This is a genomic window from Rhizobium sp. YJ-22 (genome assembly GCF_029601685.1).
Lineage (GTDB): Bacteria > Pseudomonadota > Alphaproteobacteria > Rhizobiales > Rhizobiaceae > Metarhizobium.
In genome coordinates this window covers 154,657-179,651 of record NZ_JARRIR010000003.1, presented here as the reverse complement: position 1 = coordinate 179,651, position 24,995 = coordinate 154,657, and the positions used below count along the sequence as shown (strand labels likewise).

Annotated in this window: 23 protein-coding genes and 1 pseudogene; 9 read left to right on the top strand and 15 right to left on the bottom strand. The window is 63.9% G+C overall.

Annotated elements, in window-relative coordinates:
• Window positions 1-36: 36 nt before the first annotated feature.
• Window positions 37-507 carry a MarR family transcriptional regulator gene (locus tag P7F60_RS08855; RefSeq protein WP_277917368.1) on the bottom strand — a complete coding sequence of 157 codons (471 nt, stop codon included), beginning with the start codon at window positions 505-507 and terminating at the stop codon, window positions 37-39.
• 207 nt (window positions 508-714) lie between these two features.
• On the opposite strand from P7F60_RS08855, the gene P7F60_RS08850 reads away from it, so the two are divergent.
• Window positions 715-888 carry a hypothetical protein gene (locus P7F60_RS08850; RefSeq protein ID WP_277917367.1) on the top strand — a complete coding sequence of 58 codons (174 nt, stop codon included), beginning with the start codon at window positions 715-717 and terminating at the stop codon, window positions 886-888.
• Between the two features lie 126 nt (window positions 889-1,014).
• Here the strand turns inward: P7F60_RS08850 and P7F60_RS08845 are convergent, their stop codons facing one another.
• From P7F60_RS08845 to P7F60_RS08810, 9 genes and pseudogenes are all read right to left on the bottom strand, one after another.
• Window positions 1,015-2,421, bottom strand: coding sequence for an FAD-binding oxidoreductase (locus tag P7F60_RS08845; protein WP_277917366.1), 1,407 nt, complete (start codon window positions 2,419-2,421; stop codon window positions 1,015-1,017).
• 119 nt (window positions 2,422-2,540) lie between these two features.
• Window positions 2,541-3,251, bottom strand: a complete 711-nt coding sequence (locus tag P7F60_RS08840; RefSeq protein WP_277917365.1) for an ABC transporter permease — start codon at window positions 3,249-3,251, stop codon at window positions 2,541-2,543.
• 3 nt (window positions 3,252-3,254) lie between these two features.
• Complete coding sequence (locus P7F60_RS08835) at window positions 3,255-3,962, bottom strand: ABC transporter permease subunit (protein ID WP_277917364.1); 708 nt, start codon at window positions 3,960-3,962, stop codon at window positions 3,255-3,257.
• A gap of 78 nt (window positions 3,963-4,040) precedes the next feature.
• Window positions 4,041-4,838, bottom strand: coding sequence for a transporter substrate-binding domain-containing protein (locus tag P7F60_RS08830; protein WP_277917363.1), 798 nt, complete (start codon window positions 4,836-4,838; stop codon window positions 4,041-4,043).
• A gap of 53 nt (window positions 4,839-4,891) precedes the next feature.
• Window positions 4,892-5,692: an ATP-binding cassette domain-containing protein gene (locus tag P7F60_RS30825; RefSeq protein WP_347276865.1), complete on the bottom strand. Its 801-nt coding sequence runs from the start codon at window positions 5,690-5,692 to the stop codon at window positions 4,892-4,894.
• Window positions 5,693-5,806: 114 nt separating this feature from the next.
• Window positions 5,807-6,856 (bottom strand): annotated as a pseudogene (locus tag P7F60_RS30820) (DUF2817 domain-containing protein); the annotation flags it as partial.
• 111 nt (window positions 6,857-6,967) lie between these two features.
• Window positions 6,968-8,077, bottom strand: coding sequence for a histidinol-phosphate transaminase (gene hisC, locus P7F60_RS08820; protein ID WP_277917361.1), 1,110 nt, complete (start codon window positions 8,075-8,077; stop codon window positions 6,968-6,970).
• Window positions 8,078-8,109: 32 nt separating this feature from the next.
• Window positions 8,110-9,198, bottom strand: a complete 1,089-nt coding sequence (locus tag P7F60_RS08815) for a 2Fe-2S iron-sulfur cluster-binding protein (protein ID WP_277917360.1) — start codon at window positions 9,196-9,198, stop codon at window positions 8,110-8,112.
• Between the two features lie 12 nt (window positions 9,199-9,210).
• Window positions 9,211-10,257: an aromatic ring-hydroxylating dioxygenase subunit alpha gene (locus tag P7F60_RS08810; protein ID WP_277917359.1), complete on the bottom strand. Its 1,047-nt coding sequence runs from the start codon at window positions 10,255-10,257 to the stop codon at window positions 9,211-9,213.
• 118 nt (window positions 10,258-10,375) lie between these two features.
• Here P7F60_RS08810 and P7F60_RS08805 point away from each other — a divergent pair, with 118 nt between their 5' ends.
• A complete protein-coding gene (locus tag P7F60_RS08805) occupies window positions 10,376-11,305 on the top strand; it encodes a LysR substrate-binding domain-containing protein (RefSeq protein ID WP_277917358.1) in 930 nt (309 codons plus the stop codon).
• A 44-nt stretch (window positions 11,306-11,349) separates the two neighbouring features.
• Here the strand turns inward: P7F60_RS08805 and lipA are convergent, their stop codons facing one another.
• From lipA to P7F60_RS08790, 3 genes are all read right to left on the bottom strand, one after another.
• On the bottom strand, window positions 11,350-12,309 hold the full coding sequence (gene lipA / locus P7F60_RS08800; protein WP_277917357.1) for a lipoyl synthase: 960 nt from the start codon (window positions 12,307-12,309) through the stop codon (window positions 11,350-11,352).
• 25 nt (window positions 12,310-12,334) lie between these two features.
• A complete protein-coding gene (locus P7F60_RS08795; protein WP_277917356.1) occupies window positions 12,335-13,792 on the bottom strand; it encodes an FGGY-family carbohydrate kinase in 1,458 nt (485 codons plus the stop codon).
• A 124-nt stretch (window positions 13,793-13,916) separates the two neighbouring features.
• Window positions 13,917-14,876: a sugar-binding transcriptional regulator gene (locus tag P7F60_RS08790; RefSeq protein WP_277917355.1), complete on the bottom strand. Its 960-nt coding sequence runs from the start codon at window positions 14,874-14,876 to the stop codon at window positions 13,917-13,919.
• A gap of 264 nt (window positions 14,877-15,140) precedes the next feature.
• Between P7F60_RS08790 and P7F60_RS08785 the strand changes: the two genes are divergently transcribed.
• The 7 genes from P7F60_RS08785 to P7F60_RS08755 all read left to right on the top strand — a co-directional run bounded on the left by P7F60_RS08785 (window position 15,141) and on the right by P7F60_RS08755 (window position 21,898).
• Window positions 15,141-16,145 carry a thiamine pyrophosphate-dependent dehydrogenase E1 component subunit alpha gene (locus P7F60_RS08785; RefSeq protein ID WP_277917354.1) on the top strand — a complete coding sequence of 335 codons (1,005 nt, stop codon included), beginning with the start codon at window positions 15,141-15,143 and terminating at the stop codon, window positions 16,143-16,145.
• A 5-nt stretch (window positions 16,146-16,150) separates the two neighbouring features.
• Window positions 16,151-17,173: a transketolase C-terminal domain-containing protein gene (locus P7F60_RS08780; protein WP_277917690.1), complete on the top strand. Its 1,023-nt coding sequence runs from the start codon at window positions 16,151-16,153 to the stop codon at window positions 17,171-17,173.
• On the top strand, window positions 17,170-17,412 hold the full coding sequence (locus P7F60_RS08775; RefSeq protein ID WP_277917353.1) for a biotin/lipoyl-containing protein: 243 nt from the start codon (window positions 17,170-17,172) through the stop codon (window positions 17,410-17,412). The genes P7F60_RS08780 and P7F60_RS08775 overlap by 4 nt, the downstream gene beginning before the upstream one ends.
• A gap of 77 nt (window positions 17,413-17,489) precedes the next feature.
• Complete coding sequence (locus P7F60_RS08770) at window positions 17,490-19,154, top strand: glycerol-3-phosphate dehydrogenase/oxidase (RefSeq protein WP_277917352.1); 1,665 nt, start codon at window positions 17,490-17,492, stop codon at window positions 19,152-19,154.
• A gap of 30 nt (window positions 19,155-19,184) precedes the next feature.
• The gene (locus P7F60_RS08765) at window positions 19,185-20,048 is read left to right on the top strand and encodes a class II fructose-bisphosphate aldolase (protein ID WP_277917351.1); all 864 of its coding nucleotides are present in this window, start codon (window positions 19,185-19,187) and stop codon (window positions 20,046-20,048) included.
• A gap of 13 nt (window positions 20,049-20,061) precedes the next feature.
• On the top strand, window positions 20,062-20,736 hold the full coding sequence (locus P7F60_RS08760; RefSeq protein WP_277917350.1) for a 2-oxo acid dehydrogenase subunit E2: 675 nt from the start codon (window positions 20,062-20,064) through the stop codon (window positions 20,734-20,736).
• A gap of 190 nt (window positions 20,737-20,926) precedes the next feature.
• Window positions 20,927-21,898: a quinone oxidoreductase gene (locus P7F60_RS08755; protein ID WP_277917349.1), complete on the top strand. Its 972-nt coding sequence runs from the start codon at window positions 20,927-20,929 to the stop codon at window positions 21,896-21,898.
• A 97-nt stretch (window positions 21,899-21,995) separates the two neighbouring features.
• Here P7F60_RS08755 and P7F60_RS08750 read toward each other — a convergent pair whose 3' ends face one another.
• A complete protein-coding gene (locus tag P7F60_RS08750; protein WP_277917348.1) occupies window positions 21,996-23,795 on the bottom strand; it encodes an NAD(P)/FAD-dependent oxidoreductase in 1,800 nt (599 codons plus the stop codon).
• A 66-nt stretch (window positions 23,796-23,861) separates the two neighbouring features.
• Window positions 23,862-24,935 carry a 2,3-butanediol dehydrogenase gene (locus P7F60_RS08745; RefSeq protein WP_277917347.1) on the bottom strand — a complete coding sequence of 358 codons (1,074 nt, stop codon included), beginning with the start codon at window positions 24,933-24,935 and terminating at the stop codon, window positions 23,862-23,864.
• Window positions 24,936-24,995: the final 60 nt, after the last annotated feature.

Genomic DNA, 24,995 nt, shown 5'->3' with positions numbered 1-24,995 from the left:
CCTGGCTGCCAGCCAAGCGATCAGACCGGCCGTATTCTAGAGCTCCAGGTTCCCGTAAATGCGGCGGGTAATGAAGTTGAGAGCGTCGATTTCACTTTCGCCGACACCATGAAAAGCCCGGCTGGCGATGAGCGACACCTTGCGCTCCGCGTCGGTAAACGCGGTCTTTCCCTTGTCGGACAAATTGACCTGGATCGAGCGCGCATCACGCGTGGACGTCCGCGTTTGCAATAATCCCTGTGCGACCATGCGTTGAATGGCCTTTGCCGTCGTCGAAAGGAGAGCTGTGGACTCCTCGGCGATTTCCGTTACACTCGCCGTCTTGCGTTTGCTCAGAATGCTGAGAATTCTCCAGCGGGTGGCATCGAGTCCGAGAGGCTTCAATGCCGAGTCAAGTCGCCTATGATACAGGGAAATCAGCCTGGACATATTGTAAAAAGGCCATTTTTCGAACTCGAAGTTCTCATCGGCAAGCTTGAACCTGGTCTCTTGGATATCGTTGGTCATTTTTTCCTCACATATTCGAGGAATATTCCACTATCTCATCGGGAGAGTCCATCCGAAATCGCTCAAAAAGCGTCACGGAACTCAAATACATTCTCAATCTTCTCGTTCCTGTATGCTACCCATGATTGTGCCTGGCCGAAAGGTTTCCGAACGTTGACAAAGCGAGGAAATTATTAGAACATATAGTGAACAAGCATGGAGAAGGCCATGACGAGAACGGAGCAGGTCATTGAAGACGCAATGGCGCTCGTGAAGCGTTGCAGGGCGCAGCGCGAGCGTGAAATGGAGGATCGCCGCCAGCGGCTGGCCCGTATCGAATTGATGCGGGTGCCGAAATATCTTCCACGCGGCGGCGTGCAACTGGACCTGCCGTTGAATTGAATTCTTGAACGGTTCCAATCGTGCGCAATCGCCTGGGCGCAAAGGGGAGGTCGGGTATCGACTGTGACGGTCGCGCGTGCCGACAGGCTGGCTGCCTCGAAGGGGTTGCCGGTTATCTCGACGGGGTCACGGGCCGGCCCGCAGCACCTTTCCGGGATTGAGAAGCGCCGGCGCATCGAGCAACTCCTTGATCCGTCGCATGAGAACCAGCTTCGACGGATCGGACAGGCGCGACAGCGACGACACCCTCTTGAGGCCGATCCCGTGCTCGGCGGAAAACGACCCGCCGGTTTCCGAAAGCGTGCCGTAAACCGCCTGGTCGAGAGCGCTCGCTTTTTCGAGCGGAATGTCGGTGCCGGCCTTGTTGAGAACGATGTGGAGGTTTCCGTCGGCAAGATGGCCAAAGACATAGGGATCGAGAGTGCCGTCTATCGCCTTCAGATCGGCAAGGCAGCGTTCGAGATACGAGGCGACCTGTGAAAGCGGGACGGAAACGTCATAGGACGGCGCGCCCGGATGGTTTCGGTAGATGAGGTCCGTGTCTTCGCGAAGCCGCCAGAGATCCGCTTCCTGGGCACCGGAAAACGCGATCACGGCGGAGGCATCGGGATGAACGGCGGCCACGGCCTCATAGATCCGCCCGAGTTCGGACTGCAGGGCCGATTCCTCCGCGCCGCCGAGCGTCATCAGAAGATTGACGGGGTGATCGGCCGCGAAATCCGTTGCCGACCAGCGATGATGCCTGGACGTCAGATGAAAATAGCGGTTCCAGATGGCCTCGGCGGCGCGCAGATGCCCGTATTCGGCATCGAGCCCCCGGCGAACCGTCTCGAGCGCGGCGTCCACGGACGCCAGTCCGAACAGCGCCGTTGCCGTGGCCAAAGGCTGTGGTTCGAGCTTGACGGCGAGACGCGTTATGACACCGAGCGTTCCTTCCGCACCGATGAAAAGATGCTTGAGATCGTATCCCGCGGCATTTTTCACCACCCGCGTCAGGTCGGAATAGATCGAGCCATCCGCAAGCACGGCTTCCATGCCCAGAATACGATGCCGCATGACGCCGAACCGGAAGGCCGAGATACCGCCGGCATTCGTCGAGGCCATGCCGCCGATGGTCGCCGAACCGCGCGACGGCAGGTCGATCCCCGTTTCAAGGCGATGTTGCGCAGCCGCAACCTGTAACGCCTGGAGTGTGACGCCAGCTTCCACGACCGCCACGCGCTCGACGGGGAGGATATGGTGGATTCGACTGAGGCGGGCGGTCGAAAGCACCACTTCGCCCGACTTCGACATCCCTCCGCCCACGAGCCCGGTTCGCCCGCCATGCGTGACGATCGGAACACCATGGGCAAGGCAACATTTGACGACAGCGGCAACTTCTCCGGTCGTTGCAGGAAGAACGACGGCGCCGGCTCTGAGGTTTTCAGGCGTCACGCCATAGTCGATCGACGCAACGGCCTCGCCCTCTCTGAAATTTCCATCCCCCACGATGTTGCGAAGTTCGGCGGTAAATGCGGGGGGCAGGCGGTGCATTGGACGATCCCTGTCGGTCATATCGAAAATGGTGGGAGGCTGGCGAAACGGGCGTTCAGCGGCCGAGCGAGTTAGCCGCGGCGTTCAGGGCGGAAGATCGTGCAGACGGTCTGGCTCCGTCACGCGGCGCGCCTCGCCCCGGATCGATAGGGCAGGTAACGGGTCAGTCGTGCCTCAAGTAGCCGGATGAGTGTGATGAGCACCAGATTGATGAACAGATAGAGCAAGCCGGCGATGGCGAAGATCTCGAGGATCGCGTAGGTCTGGCTCATCAGCCGCTTCGCGTGGCCGGTGATTTCGAGCACCGTGATCGTCGAGGCGAGGCTGGTGCCCTTGACGACGAGGACTAGTTCGTTGCCATAGGCCGGCAGCGCCTGGCGGATGGCCAGCGGAAAGGCGATGCGGCGGAAGCACAGGAGCCGCGACATGCCGCAGGCCTGCGCCGCCTCCATCAACCCGGCCGGGATCGACAGCAGGCCGCCGCGCAGGATTTCCGAGGTATAGGCGGCGGTGTTGAGCGCCAGCGCCATCACCGCGCAATGGACGCCGTCGCCGATGATCCACCACAGCACGGGATTGTCGCGCACGAAGGGCAGCTGGCCGAGGCCGTAATAGAACAGGAAGAGCTGGACGAGCAGCGGCGTGCCGCGAAACACGGTGCTGTAGCCCTTGGCGAAGCCGCTGAGCAGCCTGTTCTTCGACAGGCGCATGACGGCGAGCGCCAGCCCGAGATTGAAGCCGATGGCGACGGAGGTAACGGTCAGCAGGGCGGTGAGCCACAGGCCCTTGGCAAGCGTCGGAACGGCGAGGCGGACGAGTTCGAAATCCATGGCCTATTTCCCCGAACGAAGCCGCAGCAGGCGCTCGACCCGGTCGAAGCCTCCCTGGCTGACCAGCGTGATCGCGAGATAGACGACCGCGGCGATGAAATAGAAGATGAAGGGATGCCGGGTCGAGCCGGCGCCGACGAAGGCGGCGCGCATCAGCTCCTGCAACCCGACCACGGAGACGAGTGCGGTGTCCTTGATCGTGGTCTGCCAGACATTGTTCATGCCGGGCACGGCGATGCGCAGCATCTGCGGCGCGATGATGCGGCGGAAGATGCGCCTGCCGGGAATGCCGAGCGCCCGCGCCGCCTCGATATGGCCGGCGGGAATGGCCGCCAGCGCGCCGCGCACCACCTCGGTCGAATAGGCTCCGGAAATCGCGGCGATGGCGACGACGGCGATGACGAAGGCATAGCCGTTACCGGCCAGCCCCGCGTAACCGAAGGCGGCCGCGACACGGGCCACGAACTCCACCGAGGAGAAGAACAGCAGATAGATGATGAGCAGTTCCGGCACGCCGCGCACGATGGACGTGTAAAAATCGACGACCAACGTCAGCGGAAAAATCCGCGCCCATTTTATCAACCCGCAGGCGGTGCCGATGACGATGCCGAAGGCCATGCTCGCCAGCCCGAGCGCGACGGTGATCGCCGCGCCGCGCAGGATGGCGCCGATCCAGCCGCCCTCCCATACCTGCCATAATCCAAATTCCATCGCAGCAGCCCAAACCTGTCTGTTGTCCTGTCGGAGACAGCGCCTCCCGGATGCTTTCCGGGAGACGCCGCATTGGTCTTATTTGCAGGGCCGGGAGATGTCGGTCTTGAACCAGGTCTGGCTGGCCTTGCCGATCGAGCCGTCGGCGACCAGTTCGCACAGCGCCTTGTCGATGCGGGCCTTCAGCTCGGTGTTCTCCTGGGCGATGCCGACGCCGATGCCTTCGCCGAGCGTCGGATCGGAGGAACTGGCGATCTTGACGTCGATGAGCTGGAAATCCTTGCCTTCAGGCTTGGCGAGAAAATCCTCCAGGGCGGAGGCGTCCGAAAAGGCCGTATCGACGCGGCCGCTGGCCAAGTCGATCTGCATCTGGTCGAGCGTGTCGTAGGTCTTCAGGTCGGCATTCGGCACGTTCTTTTCGAGGTAGTGGGCGTGGGTCGTGCCGGCCTGCACGCCGACCTTCTTGCCGTCGAGCGCCTTGATCAGGCTGTCGAAATCCTTGATGCCGGCGAGATCGGAGGTCTTCGGCGCGACGAACATGTTGGCAAGCTCGGCATAGCCGATGGAAAAGTTGATTTCCTTCTTGCGGTCGTTGGTGATCGACATGCCGGAGATGATGACGTCGAAACGCTTGGCCTTCAGCGCCGGGATCAGGCCGTCGAAGGCCTGGACGACGAACTGGCACTTCACTTCCAGCTTGGCGCAGAGCAGGTTGCCGACATCGGCGTCGAAGCCGGTGACATTCCCGGCCGCATCGGCCATGCTCCACGGCGGATAGGCGCCTTCGGTGCCGATCGACAATTCGCCTTCGGCCGCCTGCGCCGTCGTGAGACCGGCGGCGAACAGCGTTGCGAGCAACAGACTTTTCAGCTTCATGTTCTGGTTCCCCATGTTGAGCTTCGTTGTTGGGCGGAAAAAGCTGGCGGGCGTCAGAGCGTACGGGCCAGGAACTGGCGCATGCGTTCGGAGCGCGGATTGGTGAATATCTCCGCCGGCGCACCCTCTTCCTCGACCTTTCCCTGGTGGAGGAAGAGAATCTTGTGTGAGACCTCGCGCGCGAACTGCATTTCATGCGTCACGAGGATCATCGTATTGCCTTCTTCGGCCAGTTGCCGGATGACCCGCAGGACTTCGCCGACCAGCTCGGGATCGAGCGCCGAGGTCGGTTCGTCCAGCAGGATGAGTTTCGGGCGCATGGCGAGCGTGCGGGCGATGGCGGCGCGCTGCTGCTGGCCGCCGGAGAGCTGGCCGGGATATTGCGCATGTTTTTCCGACAGGCCGACCTTCTTCAGCAGCGCATGCGCGTGGTCGACGGCCTCCTGCTTGCTCTCCTTCAGCACATGCAGCGGCGCTTCGACGATGTTTTCGAGCACGGTCATGTGCGGCCAGAGGTTGAAGTTCTGGAACACCATGCCGACGCGCGAGCGGATGCGCTCGACCTGGCGCATGTCGGCCGGGGTGGCGCTGCCGTCCGCCGCCTTCTTCATGCGGATTTCCTCGCCGTCGATGACGATGCGCCCGTCGTTCGGCTGTTCCAGCAGGTTGAGGCAGCGCAGGAAGGTGCTCTTGCCGGAGCCGGAGGAGCCGATCATCGACACGACCTCGCCGGGCCGGGCCGTCAGGCTGACGCCGTTGAGCACCGAGAGCGGGCCGAACCGCTTGTGGATGTCCTGCACCTCCAGCGCCGGGCGCTCACTGGCGCGTGGGGTCGCCGTTTCCGGATGCGGCACGACGGAGACGGCGGCGGCAGCGGGCAGGGGCTTTTCTTCGCCGGCGCCGCCGACTGCCTTCAGGTCGGCAAAGGCGCGGTCGAAATGGCGCAGCGCCGTCGCAAGGCAGGTGCCCTGCCAATCGGCATCCTCGGGAATGAAGGCGGCGCGCAATGTCTGCTTGATCTTCGCACCCAGCGGCGAGTCGACCTTGCCGAACAGGTGCAGCCAGTTGTCGGCCTGCACCGCGTCGGAAACCGTGGCGCCGTCCAGCGTGCCGCACTCGACGACCAGCGGCAGGACGCGCGCCTGCGGCAGGGCATGGCGAACGGCGGCCGAGACATAACCGGTCGCCGTCGCGGCGATGCCGGTGCCGGTCGTGGCGTTCGTGCCGGTCACGACGACGGAGAGCGCCGGGCCGAAAATCTGCCGGCCCCAATCGAGCCCGGCATGTTCGTTTTCGGCGACCGACAGCAGCGCCGGATAGCCATAGGGGCCGGCGCCGGTATGCAGGTCGAAGACAACGACCTGTTCGGCCTGCTGCGCGAAGGTCGAGAGGATCTCGTTGAGCGTGCGGTTGGACCAGACGGGGCCGTCGCCGCCATAGAAGAGGCCGTCCGGGAAATCGTATTGCCCGGCCTCGATGATCGGGGCAAGGCCAGCATAGCCGCCATGCTGCCGCTTGGCGGCCTCGAAGGCCTCCTGCGCCCGGTAGCGTTCCGGGCCTTCCCAGGCGTGGCAGACCAGCGCGTCGTGAAGGGCGGCATAGCGCTCGTTTTTCGGCGCGCCCTTCTGCCAGTCGATGAAATTGCGGTTGAGGTCGACATTGTCCTCGTTGACCCGGCGTTGCCAGGCCGTGCCCCAGGGATTGATGAGGTGGATCGCCAGCACGGCGGTGTCGTCGGCAAGCTGCCAGGGCGAATTCTGCGACAGCCAGGCTGTCTGGCAGGCAGAGCCGAAGGGGCCTTCGACCCCATGCGTGCCCGAGATCAGCACCAGCAGTTTTTTCGCATCGTTGCGGCCGAGATAGGCGACGTCGGTCGCCAGGCGCTCGCCGTTCGGCCCGTGCAGCGGATGCAGGTATTCGACGAGATCGGCGCCCGCCTGCCGCGCGGCGGCCAGGAAACGGGTGCGGAGCGCGGAAAAGTCACCGGCGAAAAGCCCGGACGGCGTCGAAGGGGACATGCGACAGTGCTCCCGGTTTGTCGTGTGCAGAATTGCGTTTCCGCTCATTGTTCGTTCCCATGGGACCGTGGTCCGGTCCCTGTTCTGTTTGGTGGGGGACGCCGGCCAGCGTCACCCCGTGGCGAAAGCGCGAAGCGCATCGAGAAAACGGTCGTTGTCGGATGGCGTGCCGATGGTCACGCGGATGAAGCTTTCGAAGCCCTTTTCCTTCCACGGCTTGACGATGATGCCGTTCGACAGGAAATGCTCCATCGCCGCCTGGCTGTCGCGGCACACGTCGAGGAACAGGAAATTCGTCTGCGAACGCGCTGCCGGCAGGCCCATCGCGGCAATGGCGGCGGCGACCCGCGCCCGCTCGGCCTTCAGTGCCGAGACCGATGCGCGCATCCACGCCTCGTCCTCCAGCGCTGCGACTGCCGCAGCCTGTGCGGCGGCATTGACGTTGAACGGTGTCTTGGCGGCGGTCATGGCGCGCGCCAGCCGCGCATCCGAGGTCACGGCATAGCCGACTCGCAGGCCCGCCAGCCCATAAGCCTTGGAAAAGGTGCGCAGCACCACGAAGGAGAGGGGCGAGGCGCAAAGCGCGGCAAGGCCGTCCGGCAGGCCGTCGTCGGTGAATTCGAAATAGGCCTCGTCCAGCACCAGCAAGGTTTCGGGCCGCACGGCCGCGACGATGCGGGCAAGGCCGTCACGATCGAGCGCTGGGCCGACAGGATTGGAGGGCGAGGACAGGAAGAAGATCGCCGGCGCCTTTTCGAGCATGGTCAGGATCGCCGGAATATCGAAATCCAGATCCGCGCGCATCGCGACTTTCTCGACGGTCGCGCCATTGGCCAGCGCCTCGATCTCGTGCAGGCCGAAGCCGGGACAGATGGTGGCGACGACGGCCCCGGGCCGCAGCACCGCCCGGCAGACCGCCGCGATCATTTCCTCCGAACCGTTGCCGACGACGATGCGATCCGTGGCGATGCCCAGCTTTTCGCCGAGTGCGGTCCGCAAGGCCGTGCAGGCCGGATCGCAATACCGCGCCGGGTTGAGGCCGGCGAGCGCGGCCGCCACCTTCGGCGAGCAGCCGTCCGGGTTCTCGTTGCTGGCGAGTGCGGCGATATCCTGCCGGCCGCTGCGCAGCCTCGCGGCGGCAATGTTCATCCCGGCATTGTAGGGCGGCAGGCTCGATACATGCGGATTGAGCGGAATTTCGGTGCGGGTCGGTGTCGTCACGGGGCCTCCTTCGGGAAATGCGGGCGCCATGCTCAAAGATCGAGCACGACGGAGGATTTCGGGCGGGTGCAGCAGAGCAGTACCCGGTCGGCAGGCATGTCGTCGAGCGGCTCCTCGAAATAATCGACCTCGCCGGAGACGAGGCCCTGCTCGCAGGTGCCGCAGACGCCGGCCCGGCAGGAGAAGGCGGGCTCGATACCCTGCGCTTCCAGGAAGGCGAGGATAGATTCGCTCGCCCCATCCCAGGCAAAGCTGCGGCCCGATTTTTCGAGGACGATCTTTACGCCGCCGTCCTCGGCCGCCACTGGCGCGGGTGCCGGCGGTGCCTTCCGGGCGGGCGTTTCGCCCTGTGCCGTCAGCAGGCTCGCCGGGCCGAAGAACTCATAGGCGATCCGCTCCTTGCCCACGCCGAGCCCGGTCAGGATCCCATACAGCGCCTCCATGAAGGGCGGCGGCCCGCACATGTAGATGTCGTAATCGTCAAGCGGTAGCAGGCTTTGCAGCGTGGCGCGCGACACGAAACCCTTGGAATGGCAGCGGTCGCCATCCCCGGCGAAGCGGTAGCAGAAATGGACGGAGATGCCGGGGCGTAAGGCCGCCAGCGCCTCGACCTCGTCACGCAGGGCATGGACCTCGGCGCTGTCGCAGGCATGGATGAACCAGACGGGCCGTTCGCTTTCCCGCGCCAGCACGTTGAGCATCGAGACCGTCGGCGTCAGCCCGACGCCGCCGGACAGCAGGACCACGGGCCGTGTACTCGCCGCATCGAGCTTGAAGCCGCCGCGCGGCGTGTCGATCTCGATGACCGCGCCCGGCTCGACCGCGTCATGCAGCCAGCAGGAGCTCAGGCCCTGCGGCACCTCGTCCGAGGGGGCGGCCTCGCGCTTCACCGTGATGCGATAGCTGCCCTCCTCGCGCGGCGAGGAGGAGACGGTGTAGTTGCGCAGGGCGTATCCGCCCTTGCCGTCGGGAATGCGCAGGGTGAGGAACTGTCCCGCCTCGAACGGCCGCCACTGCCCGCCATCCAGCGGCGCGAGGCGGAAAGAGGTGATGGTGGCGCTTTCGCGTTTCTTCGAGACGACCTCGAAGGGGCGGAAGCGCGAGGCCGCGGCGTCGCTCATCCGGGGCGGTCCTTACTCTGCGGCGGCGGCCGTCGTGGCGGCCTGCGCCTCGGCGGCGATCATCTGCGCCAGCTTGCGGCGGAAGCGCATCGGGCCGACGTCGATCTTGAGATCGAGGTTCGGCGTCTGCATGGTGGCCATGCCGTGATGGACGGCCTCCAGCACCACCCGGTCCTCCTCGAAGGCGCCGCGCACGGATTTGGCGAAGCGGGCCGAGACGTCGGCGTCGTCGGGCGCAAAATTGCGCATCTGGAACCAGTAATATTTGGTGCGGTTCTCGTCGACCGGAGTCATGAAGTTGTAGCTGTCCATCAGGAAGGTATTTTCCGGCAGCGCCTTGCCTTCGCCGCCGGTATGGGCGGGCGCGAAGATCGCCTTGATGATCGCATTGCTGGGGTAGCGCACCTCGTAATGCTGCTTGCGGTCGGTATTGCCCTCGAATTGCAGGAAGGGTGCATAAAAGGGCGCCGGCTCGGAATCGATCATCCAGCGCCACACCGTCACGCCGTCGTCCTTCACGGTCGTTTCCAGCGGCGTTTCCTCGCAGGCCGAGCTTGCGAAGGACGATTGGTGGACCCAGGCGACATGCGACGGATCGAGAAGATTGTCCGTCATGTAGAGATAGTTGCAGTTGAGCGTCATCGACTCGCCGCGATTGACGCCCCAGGCGGGATCGCCGAAATACTCGACCTCGAAGATATCCTTCGGATCCGCCTTCTCGGCCTCGCCCATCCAGATCCACAACAGGCCGTAGCGCTCGTGAACCGGATAGGAGCGCACCTTGGCGACATGCGGAATACGCTCGGCGCCGGGCACGCGGGTGCAGGTGCCGGAACAGTCGAAGGTCAGGCCGTGATAGCCGCATTCGACATCGTCGCCCTTGATGCGGCCCATGGACAGCGGCAGCTTGCGATGCGGACAGGCGTCTTCAAGTGCTGCGGGCTGGCCGTCCTGCAGGCGATAGAGGACGATGTTTTCGCCGAGGATGGTAACCGGCTTCAACTCGCGGCCGATCTCGTGATCCCAGGCCGCGACATACCAGGCGTTCTTGAGAAACATTTCGCTCTCCTTGCTTTTTGGTAAGGGCATGTTCGCTGTTTTTTTCGCGTCAACAAGTTGCCAGCACCTGCGTTCTTTTTTAGAAATTCTAAATTGCATTTCTGACAAGGAGACCTTGATGTCCAAGCCGTCCCTGCGCGGCCTACAAGCCTTTGAGGCGATCGGGCGTTGCGGCTCGGTCAGTGCGGCCGCGGCCGATCTCGACGTTTCGCCGGGGGCGATCAGCCAACTGGTTCGCAACCTGGAGCAATGTCTGGGACTGACGCTCCTGGAGCGTCGCGGCCGGCGCGTGGAACTGTCCGCCTGGGGGCGACTTTATTATCGTGAAGTCGCCAAGGGGTTTCAGCAGCTCTCCCATGCCGCAAACGTGCTGACGCGCGCCAGGAATGAGAGCGGCGTCGTGCTCAGCGCTCTGTCATCGGTGGCGAGCAGATGGATCAGCCGCAAAATCTTCGATTGGCAATCTCTCTGTCCAGACTCGAACGTGCGCATTCTCGGGCAGGAACAGGAACCTCGACTCGGTGCGGAAGAAGTGGACTTCCGCATCACCTATGGCCGACGCTCCCATGTGCATGAACACGTTGCACATCTGTTCACGGACTGGGTCGTTCCGGCCTGTTCGCCCGCGCTGATTTCCAGCCGCGTTCCGCAATGTCCGCAGGACATTCTCACCTTCCCGCTTCTCAACGTGGAATGGGAGGCTGACTACAAGGCTTCTCCGCAATGGAAGGATTGGGCGAAGCTGATCTCCGCTGACGGCCATCAGACGTTTTCGGGTCTTTCCTTCACCCTGTCGAGCAGCGCTATCGATGCGGCCGCAAATGGAAGGGGCTTCGTGCTTGCACAGCTTTCGATGGTGCAGGAAGAGGTCGCAGCCGGCACGCTGATCGTCCCCTTCGACATCCGCATGCGGTTGCCCGAAAGCTATTATCTGGCATGGGACAGAACCGCCCTCGAAAAGCCGTTCGGACTGAGGTTCCACAAATGGCTGCTGGGTGTCGCAAGACAGCAGGACGCGGTTTCTTCGCCGAACGCGAATCCCGCCTAGCCGATGGACAAAGCCCAGGAGTGCGGCAATCTGGAAAGCCCCGCTCAGTTCGGACCCGTCTTCATTCGATGCGCGCGCGCCGCGCGCAAGCGGGCGAAATCGTCGCCGGCATGATAGCTCGAGCGGGTCAGCGGCGCGGCCGAGACCATGAGGAAGCCCTTCGCGAAAGCCGTCGTTTCGAATGATGCGAATTCATCCGGATGGACATAGCGGGCCACCGCATGGTGTTTCGGGGTGGGCTGGAGATATTGGCCGATCGTCAGGAAGTCGACATCGGCGGCCCGCATGTCGTCCATCACCTGCAGGACCTCGCCACGCGTTTCGCCGAGTCCCACCATGATGCCCGATTTGGTGAAGATCGACGGGTCCAGTTCCTTGACCCGGTGCAGAATGCGCAAGGAGTGGAAATAGCGCGCTCCCGGCCGGACGTCCCGATATAGCGACGGCACGGTCTCGATATTGTGGTTGAAGACATCAGGCCTTGCCGCGACCACGGCTTGCAGGGCGCCCGGCCCGCATTTGAGGAAATCGGGGGTGAGCACTTCGATCGTGGTATTGGGCGCGTGATACCGGATGGCGCGAATGGTCCTGGCGAAGTGCTCGGCGCCGCCGTCCTCCAGATCGTCGCGATCCACCGATGTGATCACCACATGCTTGAGGTCCAGTTTCTTCACGGCATCCGCCACGCGCGCCGGCTCGAACATATCCAGCGCGTCCGGCCGGCCGGTCGCGACGTTGCAGAAGGTGCAGCCGCGCGTACAGATATCGCCCATGATCATCATGGTGGCGTGCCCCTTGTCCCAGCACTCGCCGAGATTCGGGCAGCCGGCCTCCTCGCACACCGTCTTCAGCCTGCTGCCGCGCACCACGTCTTCGGTGGCCTGCCGGCCGGCGCCGGCGCGGGCGCGAACGCGGATCCAGTCGGGTCTAGGAAGGCGTGGGGAATCGGCCTTGTTCGCCTTTTCCGGATGCCTTTCGGCGGGATTGGTCAGATCTCTTTTCATAGGTCTTCGCCAGGATTTGATTGATTCAGCATTTGCGATGTGGACTGTTCCATAGACCGCGGGCGCTCTCGACCGTTTCGAGATAATGGGCAAAGCCGTTGCGATAATGCTCCGCAGCCTCCTGCCGCGGCTCGATCACCGTTTCCGGCCTCGTCCAGGCCTCGTAATCGTAGGCGATGCCGGCGGCGTCCATGGCGGCGATCGCCGCACCGCGCGCGCCGACTTCGGGACGCCGGGCGATCTTGAGCGGGCGCTGCAAGACATCGGCCACCATCTGGCTCCAGATCTGCGAATTCGCCCCGCCGCCGCAGATCGACACATCGCCCGTCAGGCCAGCCGCCTCGATGCAGTGGCGCGCCGCATAGGCAACCGATTCGCAAACGGCCGTCACCAGGTCCGCCTTTGTCGTCCATGTGTTGAGGCCCGAAAGCTGCCCTCTTGCGCGAACGTCCACGAAGGGCGCGCGTTCTCCCGTCGCCGAGAAGAACGGGAGCGCCGTGACGCCGTTCGCCCCCGGCCTGCTCCGGGCGATCAGACTGTCGACCTCGCTGTGGCAGGCGCCGATCATTTCGAGCACCCAATCCAGCGTGGCGGTGCCGACCGTCGCCGGCATGGACCGGATCCAGCGCCCGCCCGCCGGCATGCAAAGGGTCATGCCGACAGGCGGGCCGCTGCGGTCGACCCGATCGGTCAGAACCTCGCAAGCCAGGGTCGTGCCGACAATAATGAGGCCGTCTCCCACCCGGTTCGCGCCGGCACCGATGGGGCAGGCCACCAGATCGAACGGCCCCGCATGAACGGGAGTGCCGACGGGCAGGCCGATCAGGGCGGTGCCTCTGGCGTCCAGGGGGAATGCGCGTCCCGGCGCCGGCAGAACCGGGGCCAGAAGACGGGCCATTTCTTCCAGGCCCAAAAGGCGAAGGATCTCGGGATCGTAGTCGCGTGCCTCGATATCGAGGAAGGGCAGCGAGGCATCGGAGGCATCGGTGAAACGCACACCGGTCAGCCGCTGGAGAATGCCGTCCTTGAGATAGCTCGCCGTATGGGCTGCCGCGATCAGGTCGGGCCTGGTCGCACGCAGGGCGGCAAGCAACGGAGCGTGGCTGCCGGGAAAGATCGCATTGGCATTGCGCCGGAAGACGGCCTCGAACACGCCGCGATCGATCCAGTCCTGCAGATAGGGATTGCCGCGATCGTCGAGCCAGGACACTGCGCGCCCCACCCCGAAACCCTGCTCGTCGAGCAGCCACAGCCCATCGCTTTGGCCGGTGATGCCGATCGCATCCACCGTCGGGCACTCCCGGCAGGCTTCCTGAACGACGTCACTGACGGCGCGAACGATTTCCTCGAAATCCTGTTCCACCGCCCCGCCCCCCAGCGGTGTCGGCGAACTGCGTCGCGCGGCAACGGCAAGACAGTCCCCCGTCTGCGAAAAGCACGCCGCCTTTACCATCGACGTGCCGAGGTCGATACCGAGAATCATGCTCCCTCCCGAATGCATATGCCGCGTCCGGAGACGGCGGCAGTTCCCGTGTCGACGTCATTTGATGCATATGTTCAGACTTTGCGCAAGTGCTCCATTTATCGAATGCGAATATTCCGTGCGTCTATGGCTTGTTTCGTGCGTCGGCGAGCAGGCGCACGGCGACGCTCTCGTCCGTGATGAGATGGGTCGCATAGCCGCCGCGCACGCCGGCCAGGATCGCCTCGGCCTTGGATGCGCCGCCCGCCACCATCAGGCGGTCGGGAATGGTGCGCAATTCGCCGAGGGAGATTCCGATCGGATGAATCGTCGGCGGCAGTTCGACCGGCTCGCCATTGGCGTCGATCCAGCGGCAGGCGATATCGGCGACGGCGCCGCGGCGTGAGAGGAACTCCTTCTCCGTCGGGTTCACATAGCCGAGTTGAAGCATTGTCGCTTCGTCCGTCAGTCCGCCGATACTGAAGACGACCAGCGAGGCCCGCCGGGCCATATCCAGTGTCTCGTTCAAGCCCGGATCGCTGATCAGGCCGGCCGCCGTCTCGGCGTTGCGCACATAGACCGGCGCATAGAGCGCGCGCGCCGGCGCCTTGAAGAATTGTCCGACCTGCTCGGCGACCTCGTGCGGGTTCGTGCCCTTCTGCGCATTGTGCAGTCCGCCGATCAGGGCGACGATCTGCATGTTCGGCACCGTATATTCGCCATGCAGCGAATCGGCCATGGACTGGAGCGTGCGACCCCAGCTGATGGCGACGATGGAATTTTCACGCGCCATTTCCTGAAGCGTCTCGGCCGCCACCTGACCCAGCCAGCGTCGCTGCATCGCGCCGTTGTCCGCCTTCGGCACGATACGAACCTTCTTCAGGCCGTAAAAGGCTTCGAGATCGCGCTCGGCCTCGAAGGTTTCCGGGCTGACGCCGAGCGAGATGGTGACGAGCCCGCTCTGCCGGGCGCGCTGCAGCAGGCGGATCACCGTGCTGCGGCTGACGCCAAGCTTGTCCGCGATCTGGCTCTGCGTGAGCTCTTCCACATAGTAGAGCCAGGCTGCTCGGGCCAGTTCCGTGGCCTTGGTGTCCAGTTCGTTCATGCACCACTCCCGATGTCTTCATTTGTTCATCGCGCAGCAGAAATGCAGCAGCAACGTTTCCATTACCATTGATAGCTTGTCTGCAACACGAGTTGCAACCTGAATCCGACGGGTGGAAACCGAGCGCTTCGGGGGATTAACTCACGGAAATATGTCATGAAAATCGATTTGATGCGACGCAGCATGATTTGGTTCTTGTCAACGAATTCATCGATTGATACAAAAGCGCATATCTTGAACAAATGGTTCCATTAGGAAAATCCGATGACGTTATCAGCGAGCCTCGACAAGGACCTGTTGCTGGAGATGCAGCGTCGCATGCTGCGCATCCGCTTGTTTGACGAACGCGCCTCGAAGATGGTCAAGCGCGGCTTCATTCCCGGAACCGTGCATACCAGCATCGGCCAGGAAGCGCAGGTCGTGGGTGCTTGCATGGCTCTGGCAAAGGGCGATCACATGACCGGCAATCACCGTTCGCACGGCCATCCGATCGGGATGGGCTCTCCGCTCGGGCCTCTGATGGCGGAGCTCGTCGGCAAGGCCACGGGCGTATGCAAGGGCAAGGGCGGCTCGCTTCATCTCGCCGATTACGCCGTCGGCAGCCTCGGCGAGTCGGGCATCACCGGATCGTCCATTCCGATTGCCGTGGGCGCCGGGCTTTCCGCGCAGGTGATGGATGAAAAGCGCGTCGCGCTGACCTTCTTCGGAGACGGCGCCGCCAACCAGGGCGTGCTCTACGAGTCGATGAACATGGCCTCGGCCTGGAAGCTGCCTGTCATCTTCCTGTGCGAAAACAATCACTACGCCCTGTCGACCCCGGCCCATACCGTGACAGGCGGGCGGATCGTCGACCGCGCTTTCGGTTTCGGCATGCCCGGCATCCGCGTCGAGAACGGCCAGGATGTCCTGGAGGTCTACGATGCGGTCGCCGAAGCCGTCGCGCGGGCCCGGCGCGGCGAAGGCCCCAGCCTGGTCGAGGTCATGACCTATCGCTTCCGCGAACATTCCGAAGGGCTGCGCATTAATACCGATTATCGCGATGCGAATGAACGGGAATTCTGGCTCTCGCGCGATCCGGTCGCCCTTTTCCGCACCATGCTGATCGAACGCGGCATCGCATCCGCCGCAGAGATGGATGCCGTGGAGGCGGAGATCGCGCAGGAGGTCGAGGATTGCGTTGCCTTCGCCACCGAGAGCCCCGATCCCGATCGTTCCGTCGCTTTCGCCGATCTCTACTCCGACGCCTATCTTCTGGAGGATGTGCTTTGAGCATCATGACCTATATCGGCGCCATCGGCGCGGCCCAGCAGGAGGCCATGGCGGCCGATCCCCGCGTCGTCATCCTTGGCGAGGATGTCGAGGCCAATGTCTACGGCACCACAGGCGGAAGCAAGCAACGTGCGCAGCAGGGCGACTTCGTCCAGCAGTTCGGCCGCTCGCGCATCCGCAACACTCCCATCTCGGAAGAGGCGATCGTCGGCGCGGCCATCGGCGCCGCCATGACCGGCCTGCGGCCGATCGTCGACCTGTCCTATTCCTCCTTCCTCTACATGGCGATGGATCAGTTCGTGAACCAGGCGGCCAAGAACCGCTACATGTTCGGCGGGCAGTCATCCATTCCGGTCGTCTTCCGCTCGGCCATGTTCTACGGGCTTGCGACCGGCGCCCACCATTCGGATCGGCCCTATCCGATGTTCATGGGCGTGCCGGGCCTCAAGGTCGTGGCCCCGGCCTCCGCCAGCGACGCCAAGGGGCTCCTGCGAACGGCCATCGACAGCGACGATCCGGTTCTGATCTTCGAGGCCGTGCGCCTGTGGGGCACGAAGGAAGAGGTCGAGGACGGCGAGTACAAGATACCCTTCGGCGTGGCGCGCACCCGCCGCGAAGGCAGCGACGTGACCGTCGTCGGCATATCCGGCTGTGTTCCGCTGGCGCTGGAGGCAGCCCGGCAGATGGAGGCGCGCGGGGTGTCCTGCGAGGTCATCGATCCGCGAACCCTGGTGCCGCTGGATACCAGCGCCATCGTGCGGTCGGTCCTGAAGACAGGGCGGCTGGTGATCGCCGAACCGGCGCATCGGACATGCGGCGCTGCGGCCGAAATCGCGGCGGTCGTCGCCGATGAGGCGCATCACGCCTTGCGCGCACCCATCAAGCGCGTCGCGGCGCTCAACATGCAGATCCCGTTCAACCCCGTGCTTGAGGCCGAGATGTATCCGACGACCGAGCGGATCGTGGCGGCGATCGAGGCGGTCAGCGCGGACCAGTTGGACACCAGAACCCGGAGGGCCGGACGATGAAGGTTGAAGTGCTTTTGCCGCAGTGGGGCATGGGAATGAGCGAGGGGACCGTAGCCAGCTGGCTGAAGAAGGTCGGCGATCACGTCAAGGAGGACGAACCTCTTGCCGAGATCGAGGCGGAGAAGGCAACGCAGGAACTCGAATCGCCGGCGACCGGCATCCTGTCCGAAATTCTCGTACAGGAAGGGCAGGAGGCCCAGGTGCGCTCGGTGATCGCGATCATCGAAACCGGGGACTGAAGCCGGTCCGGTCTGGCCCCGGCCGGCAACCGGGACCCGCCAGGACACCATCCGCAAACCGAACGCGAGCGATCATCATGAGCGTCAACGGCCAACCGGCACCGCCGCCGCCAGGGGTGGACGAGATCTTCGATCTCGTCGTCATCGGCGCCGGCATCAATGGCATCGGCATTGCCCGGGATGCGGCCGCACGGGGTTTGCGCGTCGCCCTGGTCGAGAAGGAGGATCTCGGCAGCGGCACCTCCAGCTGGTCGGGGCGGCTCATTCATGGCGGCCTTCGATACCTGGAGCAGGGCGATATCGCACTGGTGCGCGAATCCCTGCGGGAACGGGAAAGACTGTTCCGCCTCGCCCCGCATCTGGTCAAGCCCGTCCCGCTGATGATCCCGTTCTACCGCCATAACCGCCGGTCGCGATGGATGTTGCGGCTGGGAATGATCGCCTACGATATCCTGTCCTTCGACAAGACGACGGCCTCGCATACCATCCTGTCGCGCGCCGAAACGCTTCGCCGCTTCCCCGAAATGGACGGCGACGGGCTCGAGGGTTGCGCCATCTTCATGGATGGACAGGTCGTCTGGTCCGAGCGCCTGTGCACCGAGGTCGCCTTGTCGGCCGCAGCCGAAGGATGCCGCATCTTCACTCATTGCCGCGTCGACGGCTTCGTTCAGGAAGGGGGTACACTGACGGGGGTCACCTGCACCGATCTTCTGGCCGGCACCCGCCATACGCTTTCCACCGCCATGGCCGTCAATGCCGCAGGGCCTTGGGTCGATACGGTATTGAAGGGGCAGGCCGCCGGCGGGAAGCGGCACATCGGCGGCGCGAAGGGCAGCCATCTCGTCCTCGATCCCTTTCCCGGGGCACCGCCGGATGTGGTCTATTACGAGTCGCGCGTGGACGGTCGCCTCGTTCTCGTGATTCCCTGGGGTGGGCGCTATCTGATCGGCACGACCGACAAGAAGTTCGACGAGGATCCGGATACCGCCGTCGCCGACGATGCCGAGATCGACTACCTTCTGGGCGAGGTCAACAGTCTCATTCCGCAGGCAGGGCTGACGCGCGACGATATCCTCTACACCTATAGCGGTGTCCGGCCGCTCCCATATGTGCCGGCGAAATCCGAGTGGAAGGTGCCGCGCAGCCATGTCATTCACGACCATGCGCCCGAATGCCGGGGCCTGCTGTCGATCATCGGCGGCAAGCTGACGACCTATCGAAGCCTGGCGGAAGAGACGGTCGATGCGATCTTCCGACGGCTCGGGCGCAAGCCTCCGCCTTGCCATACAGCCTCGGTGCCGTTTCCCGGAGCCCGGATCGCAGACTGGCAGCGTCTCCGCCAGGAACTCGCCGAAGCCGGCGGTGTCGACCGGGCGACGGTCGACCGCCTGGTCGATATCTACGGTTCCCGCGCCGGCGACATTCTCGCCCTCGGCCGCGCGGACGCCGATCTGCTCGCAAAGATCGATGAGGACAGCGGCGCGATCGGCGCGGAACTGGTCTTCACCTTCGAGAACGAATTCTGCCGCACCCTGACGGACGCGCTGATCCGCCGCATCATGGTCGGACTGAACGGCAATTGCGGGCGCCGGTCTCTCAAGGCGGCGGCCGGTATTCTCGCTACCCGCCAAGGGTGGGACGAAGACCGGAAGCAGCGCGAGATCGATGATTATCTCAATTACATCCGCCGTTTCGACGTCGCCGGCAAACCGCGGCAGACGTCCGACATGGCGGCAGAGTGAAACAAACGCGAATTTGGAGGAAAGCACATCATGACCCCGCAGGCCGATCCGAAGCAATTGATCGAACATGCACGGCGCAACGGCTATGCCGTGGGCGCCTACAACATGCATAACGAGGAAACGACCGAGGCGCTCGTATGGGCGGCGGAGCGGGCGCAATCGCCGATTTTCCTTCAGGTGGGCCGCGCCATCATCCCGCACATGGGCGTGCGCCGGGCTTTCGAGATGACGCGGCGTGTCGCCGAGCGCTCGAATGCGAAATATGTGATCCACCTGGATCACGGCTCCTGGGATGAGGTGCTGGAAGCCGTCCGCCTCGGCTTCTCCTCCGTCATGTATGACGGCGCGCACCTGCCGTTCGAGGAAAATATCGCCACCACCCGCAGGCTCGTCGAAATCGCCCATGCCTATGGCATTCCCGTCGAAGCCGAACTCGGCAAGATCCCGGATGCCGGCGAAAGTGTGAACTGGGAAGACTATTACACCGATGTGGAAGAGGCGCGCCGCTTCGTCGCCGAGACGGGCATCGACTATCTGGCGATCTCGGTCGGCATCGTCCATGGCGTCATCCCCGGAATTCCGCAGGCGCCGATCAGCATTCAGCGCATTCGTGAAATCAAGGCCGCGACCGGCATTCCGCTGGTTCTGCACGGTGCTTCGGGTCTCAGCGACCGGGAAATCCAGGAAGCCAGGGCTGCGGGCATCCATAAATTCAATGCCGACACCGATCTGCGGCATGCCTTCCGCGCCGGTCTGGAGGCCGTTTTCGCGCAGGGCGACCGCCAGTTGGAGGAAGCCATGGCCGAGGGCCGCTCTCGCATGATCGAAGCGACCATGATGAAGATGCGCCAATATGGCTGCGCGGGCGCAGCCCCGCTCGCGAAGGCCGCCTGAGGAGGACTGGGGGATGGTCGAGACGGCAACCGCCGAAGCGGGTTTCCGGCGCCGGGAGCTTTCGAAGACGCAACGTCTGATGGTCCGGGCCATGAACGCCGCCTGGTCCATACCGATGTTTCCGATCACGGTCGAAGTGGACATGACCGCCGCCCTTGCGCGGCGCCAGGCGGGCGCGACCGTGACGGATATCCTCCTGCTGCATTGCGCGGCAACGCTTGCGAAACATCCAGGCTTGAATGCGCATTGGCAGGACGAGGGTGTCGTCGAGTATGACGACGTCAATCTCGGTCTCGCCGTGGCCTCCGACAGGGGCCTCACCGTCCCTGTCATTCATCGCGCGCAAGCCTTGTCCCTGGCCGAGATCGCCGGGAAACGCAAGGCACTTGTCGACAAGGTCCGCAGCGGAAGGATCGGTATCGCCGAGGTAACGGGAGGAACCTTCACGATTTCGAATCTCGGCATGCTCGGCGTCAGTCGCTTCACGGCGATCATCAATCCGCCGCAGGTCGCAATCCTTGCCGTCGGCAGCACCGTCCGGCGGCAGGTATGGCACGATGGTAAGCCGGACTGGCGCCCGATGGCCGAGCTGACATTGACCAGCGATCACCGCGCGGTCGACGGCGCGCATGCAGCCGCGTTCCTGAACGACCTGAAGAGCAGGCTCGAAGCAGACGTCGACCACTGATCCGAAACAGACGCAATCGGTCGCGGCCATGACGATATATCGGCCGCCGCTGCTGCGCTTGCGATTTCGAATGGAAGCCACAGCCTCATCGCAATCAGGATATGTGAATTTCTTCCCATTGATTGGGCGGAAATAGGGAATATTCAAGCAATCGGGCAGGGCGCATGTTGTCTCCAGAAGGAGACATGCCATGACAAATCAAGTTGCGCTGCTGGTTGCGCCCGGTGAGCACGGGCATTTCGAAATACGGGATCAGGCCCTGGTCGAACCCGGCGAAGGCCAGATCCGCATCCGGCATCAGGCCATCGGCACGAACTTCCTCGATATCTATCACCGCAAGGGACTCTATCCTTTGCCTTCCTATCCGGCGGTGATCGGCGTGGAGGCGGCGGGCATCGTCGAGGCGGTCGGCTCCGGCGTTCTGGAGTTTGCCGAGGGCGACCGGGTCGCCTATGCGGGGCCGCCGGTCGGCGCCTATGCCTCCTGGCGGATCGTCGAGGCCGAAAGGGTGGTCAAGCTTCCCGATGCCGTCGCCGTCAAGACCGCGGCCACCTCCCTGTTGAAAGGCATGACCGCCTACATGCTGCTCGAGAAGACCTATCCGGTGAAGGCCGGCGACACCATTCTCGTTCATGCGGCCGCCGGCGGGCTTGGCGGTCTTCTCGTGCGCGGCGCCAAGGCGCGGGGCGCCCGGGTCATCGGAACCGTCGGTTCGCAGGAAAAAGCCGCGGCGGCGCTGGCGTCCGGCGCGGATCATCTGATCGTCGGCCGGGATGCCGACCTGGTCGCCGAGGTGCACGCGCTGACCGGGGGCAGGGGTGTCGACGTCGCCTATGACGGGATCGGCGGCGGCATGCTGGTGAAGACCGTCAGGTCGGTTCGTCCTTTCGGGACGGCCGCGACCATCGGGCAGGTAGGCGGTCCTATCCCGCCGATCGCGGTCGAGGAATTGCGCCCCGGAAAATCCCTGTCGCATCCGAGCATCATGGCATGGTGCGCCGATGTCGCCCGCTATCGGGAGGCGGCGATCAGCGCCCTGCGCGCTATCGAGGCCGGCATCGTTTCCCAGGTCGGGTCCGAATACCGGCTGGACGAGGTGGCCGCCGCCCATGCGGAAATGGAATCCGGCCGCTCGACGGGCAGTATCGTCCTGCTGCCGTGACAGGCGGCGGCCACGGAGCCTGCCCATGGCCGCCGTGCGCGGGACGCCGACCATGCCGAACCTTGCGCATTCCGGCATGGTGCGCCGCGTGCCGGCTCTACTTCCGGTGATGTACCGGCTGGAGGGCGTAGACCGGCGTCGGGATGCCTTCCATGCGGGCTTTCAGCTGCAAGGAAAGATACTGCGAATAGTGGCGCGACTGATGCAGGTTGCCGCCGTGGAACCACAAGGCCTCCTGCTGTGTCGGCTTCCACATGTTGCGCTGCTCACCCTCCCAGGGACCGGGATCCTTCGGCGTATCTGAGCCCAGCCCCCATACCTTGCCGACCCTGTCGGCCGTCTCCTGGTCGATGAGATCGGCGACCCAGCCGTTCATCGAGCCGTAGCCCGTCGCATAGACGATGACGTCGGCCGGGATTTCCTTGCCATCGGAAAGCTTTACGGAATTCTCGGTGATCTCCTCGACCTGCCCGGCGGCAAGCTTCACCTTGCCGTCGATGATGAGCTGCGAGGCGCCGATATCGATGTAATAGCCGGAGCCGCGGCGGAGATATTTCATGAACAGCCCCGAACCGTCCGCGCCCCAGTCGAGCTGGAAACCTGCCTTTTCCAGCGCGGCGTAGAAGTCGGCGTCGCGTTCGCGCATCTTGTCGTAGAGCGGGATCTGGAACTCATGCATGATGCGGTAGGGTAGGGAGGCGAAGATGAGGTCGGCTTTCGCCGTCGTCACGCCGTTCGCCAGCGCCTGTTCGGAATAGAGCGCGCCGAGGCCGATATCCATCAGCGTATCGGAGCGCACGATATGGGTGGTCGAACGCTGGATCATGGTGACGTCGACGCCAGCCTCGTAGAGCGCGGCGCAGATGTCATGGGCCGAATTGTTCGAGCCGATGACCACCACCTTCTTGCCCTTGTAGCCATCCGGTCCCGGATGCTGCGAGGAATGGTGCTGCTCGCCCTGGAAGCGCTCACGGCCCTTGAAATCCGGGATGTTCGCCTTGCCGGACATGCCGGTGGCGAACACGAGTTGCTTCGGCCGCAGCACCACCTCCTCGCCGTCGCGGTCGACGACGACGGTCCATTCCTTGGTGGACTCGTCCCATTTCGCGGATTTGGCGGTGGAGCGCGTCCAATAGTTCAGCTCCATCACCCTGGTATAGAATTCCAGCCAGTCGCCGATCTTGTCCTTCGGCGCGAAGACGGGCCAGTTCTTCGGAAAATCGATATAGGGCAGGTGGTCGTACCAGACGGGATCGTGCAGGCAGAGCGATTTGTAGCGCTTGCGCCAGCTATCGCCCGGCCGGTCGTTCTTTTCGAGGATGATGGTCGGCACGCCGAGCTGGCGCAGCCGCGCGCCGAGCGCGATGCCGCCCTGGCCGCCGCCGATGATGACGACATAGGGCTGCTTTTCGTAGCCGAGCGTGCGTTCCTCTTCCTCGCGCTCCTCCTTCCAGGTCTTCGCGCCGAGGTTCTGTCCATGTTTCGCACCGAGCGGACGGGTGAAGCCTGATTTCTCCTCATGATCCTTCAGCTCGGAAAGCACGGTCAGCAGGGTCCAGATCAGGCCGTTCTTGAAGCGCACCAGGCCGTAGCCACGCCCGGTCGCCGTCTCGAAGGTGATCCAGCTTTCCAGCACGCCTTCAGCCTCCGTCGCCGCCTCGCCGGCCGCGACGCGCCAGTTGGAGGGTCTGGCGGTGGAAAGTTGCGATTGCAGCATGTCGCGCACCTGGTCCCGTCCCTCGACGGTCTTGAGGTTCCAGGTGAAGGCGACGAGGTCGCGCCAGTAGCATTCCTCCGCGAACAGATTGACGGCATCGTCGATGCGGCCGGCCTCGAGCGCGGCGCCGAACGTATCGAGAAGCGCCTGAACGCGGCTGGTGGGGGTTTTGTCGAGCATCTTTTTCTCCTCCTGCTCAGATGAAAGGCGGAACGGCTCCTCAACCGTCCCGCATGACGGATCGGCCTATCGGGAAAGGTCGATCAGGATTTTCAGCTGCTTGCCGCCGGGATCGAGCAACTGGTCGAACCCTTCGGCGACGGCCTCGTCGAGCGAGACGTATTTCGTGACGATGCGGCTTGCCGGAATCTGGCCGCTGGCGATCAGCCTTGCGACGCGCGGCCAGTAATGGGTGGGATAGGCCCAGGAACCGCGAATATCGATGTCCTTGAACGTCACGTCGAACCAGTTCAGCGGATTTTCGCCGGGGTGAAGCCCGGTCTGAACGACGACGCCTTGCTTGCGAACCGCATCCGCGCAGTTTTTCAGCGCATGTTCGTTGCCGACGCATTCGATGGCGACGTCGCAGCCGACACCGCCTTCGGTTTCGGCGCGGATGACGTCTCCCACCTTTTCCGTCCTCGGGTTGATCGTGCGCACCTCGCCTAGCGCTTCGCGCGCCAGCGACAGACGCGTGTCGTTGAGATCGGACAGGAAGATCTGCGAGGCGCCCGCCGCGCGCGCGGCCATCGCCACGAGGATGCCGATCGGCCCGGCGCCGGTGACGAGCACGCTGTTGCCGGCGGTCACGCCGCCACGGTCGCAGGCATAGACCGCCACCGCCGTCGGCTCGATAAGCGCGGCCTCCTGATCGCTCAGCGTATCGGGAATGGGCTGCACGTTGTAGTCGTTGAGAAGGGCGGCCCCGGCCATGCCGCCCGAATGCCAGGAAAGACCGGCAAGGGCGAGCTTTCCGCTCAGATGAAACAGCCCGCGATCGGCATAATAGTCGCCTTGGCGGGGCATGATGAGAGGCTGGATCGAGACCCGGTCTCCTGGTTTGACATGCGTTACACCCTCGCCCACGGCCTTGACGACGCCACCGAATTCATGGCCGAGGATTTGCGCGCCATGGGCGCCGGTGAAGGGATGCGGTTCCCGCGGCACGAAGATCGGCCCGTAGGCATATTCATGCAGATCCGTGCCGCAGATGCCGCAGAAGCGGTTTTCGACCACCACCTCGCCCGGTCCGGGCGGAGGCGGCGCATCGACCTCCTCAATGCGCAGATCCTTGGCGGCGTGGAAGCGTAGAGCTTTCATGATGTCTCCTCCTGTCATTCTTGCACAGGAGGAGCAGCAAGCGGCGTGCCAGATCGCGGA

What these genes read in the sequence shown, in the direction of transcription:
- P7F60_RS08755 (WP_277917349.1), top strand. Translation starts at nt 20,927, where the DNA reads ATGACAAATCAAGTTGCGCTGCTGGTTGCGCCCGGTGAGCACGGGCAT.
- P7F60_RS08810 (WP_277917359.1), bottom strand. Translation starts at nt 10,257, where the DNA reads ATGTTTCTCAAGAACGCCTGGTATGTCGCGGCCTGGGATCACGAGATC.
- P7F60_RS08780 (WP_277917690.1), top strand. Translation starts at nt 16,151, where the DNA reads ATGACCTATATCGGCGCCATCGGCGCGGCCCAGCAGGAGGCCATGGCG.
- lipA (WP_277917357.1), bottom strand. Translation starts at nt 12,309, where the DNA reads ATGAAAAGAGATCTGACCAATCCCGCCGAAAGGCATCCGGAAAAGGCG.
- P7F60_RS08815 (WP_277917360.1), bottom strand. Translation starts at nt 9,198, where the DNA reads ATGAGCGACGCCGCGGCCTCGCGCTTCCGCCCCTTCGAGGTCGTCTCG.
- P7F60_RS08795 (WP_277917356.1), bottom strand. Translation starts at nt 13,792, where the DNA reads ATGATTCTCGGTATCGACCTCGGCACGTCGATGGTAAAGGCGGCGTGC.
- P7F60_RS08770 (WP_277917352.1), top strand. Translation starts at nt 17,490, where the DNA reads ATGAGCGTCAACGGCCAACCGGCACCGCCGCCGCCAGGGGTGGACGAG.
- P7F60_RS08745 (WP_277917347.1), bottom strand. Translation starts at nt 24,935, where the DNA reads ATGAAAGCTCTACGCTTCCACGCCGCCAAGGATCTGCGCATTGAGGAG.
- P7F60_RS08855 (WP_277917368.1), bottom strand. Translation starts at nt 507, where the DNA reads ATGACCAACGATATCCAAGAGACCAGGTTCAAGCTTGCCGATGAGAAC.
- P7F60_RS08760 (WP_277917350.1), top strand. Translation starts at nt 20,062, where the DNA reads ATGGTCGAGACGGCAACCGCCGAAGCGGGTTTCCGGCGCCGGGAGCTT.
- P7F60_RS08765 (WP_277917351.1), top strand. Translation starts at nt 19,185, where the DNA reads ATGACCCCGCAGGCCGATCCGAAGCAATTGATCGAACATGCACGGCGC.
- P7F60_RS08775 (WP_277917353.1), top strand. Translation starts at nt 17,170, where the DNA reads ATGAAGGTTGAAGTGCTTTTGCCGCAGTGGGGCATGGGAATGAGCGAG.
- P7F60_RS08835 (WP_277917364.1), bottom strand. Translation starts at nt 3,962, where the DNA reads ATGGAATTTGGATTATGGCAGGTATGGGAGGGCGGCTGGATCGGCGCC.
- P7F60_RS08785 (WP_277917354.1), top strand. Translation starts at nt 15,141, where the DNA reads ATGACGTTATCAGCGAGCCTCGACAAGGACCTGTTGCTGGAGATGCAG.
- P7F60_RS08830 (WP_277917363.1), bottom strand. Translation starts at nt 4,838, where the DNA reads ATGAAGCTGAAAAGTCTGTTGCTCGCAACGCTGTTCGCCGCCGGTCTC.
- P7F60_RS08805 (WP_277917358.1), top strand. Translation starts at nt 10,376, where the DNA reads ATGTCCAAGCCGTCCCTGCGCGGCCTACAAGCCTTTGAGGCGATCGGG.
- P7F60_RS08850 (WP_277917367.1), top strand. Translation starts at nt 715, where the DNA reads ATGACGAGAACGGAGCAGGTCATTGAAGACGCAATGGCGCTCGTGAAG.
- P7F60_RS08790 (WP_277917355.1), bottom strand. Translation starts at nt 14,876, where the DNA reads ATGAACGAACTGGACACCAAGGCCACGGAACTGGCCCGAGCAGCCTGG.
- P7F60_RS08845 (WP_277917366.1), bottom strand. Translation starts at nt 2,421, where the DNA reads ATGCACCGCCTGCCCCCCGCATTTACCGCCGAACTTCGCAACATCGTG.
- P7F60_RS08750 (WP_277917348.1), bottom strand. Translation starts at nt 23,795, where the DNA reads ATGCTCGACAAAACCCCCACCAGCCGCGTTCAGGCGCTTCTCGATACG.
- P7F60_RS08840 (WP_277917365.1), bottom strand. Translation starts at nt 3,251, where the DNA reads ATGGATTTCGAACTCGTCCGCCTCGCCGTTCCGACGCTTGCCAAGGGC.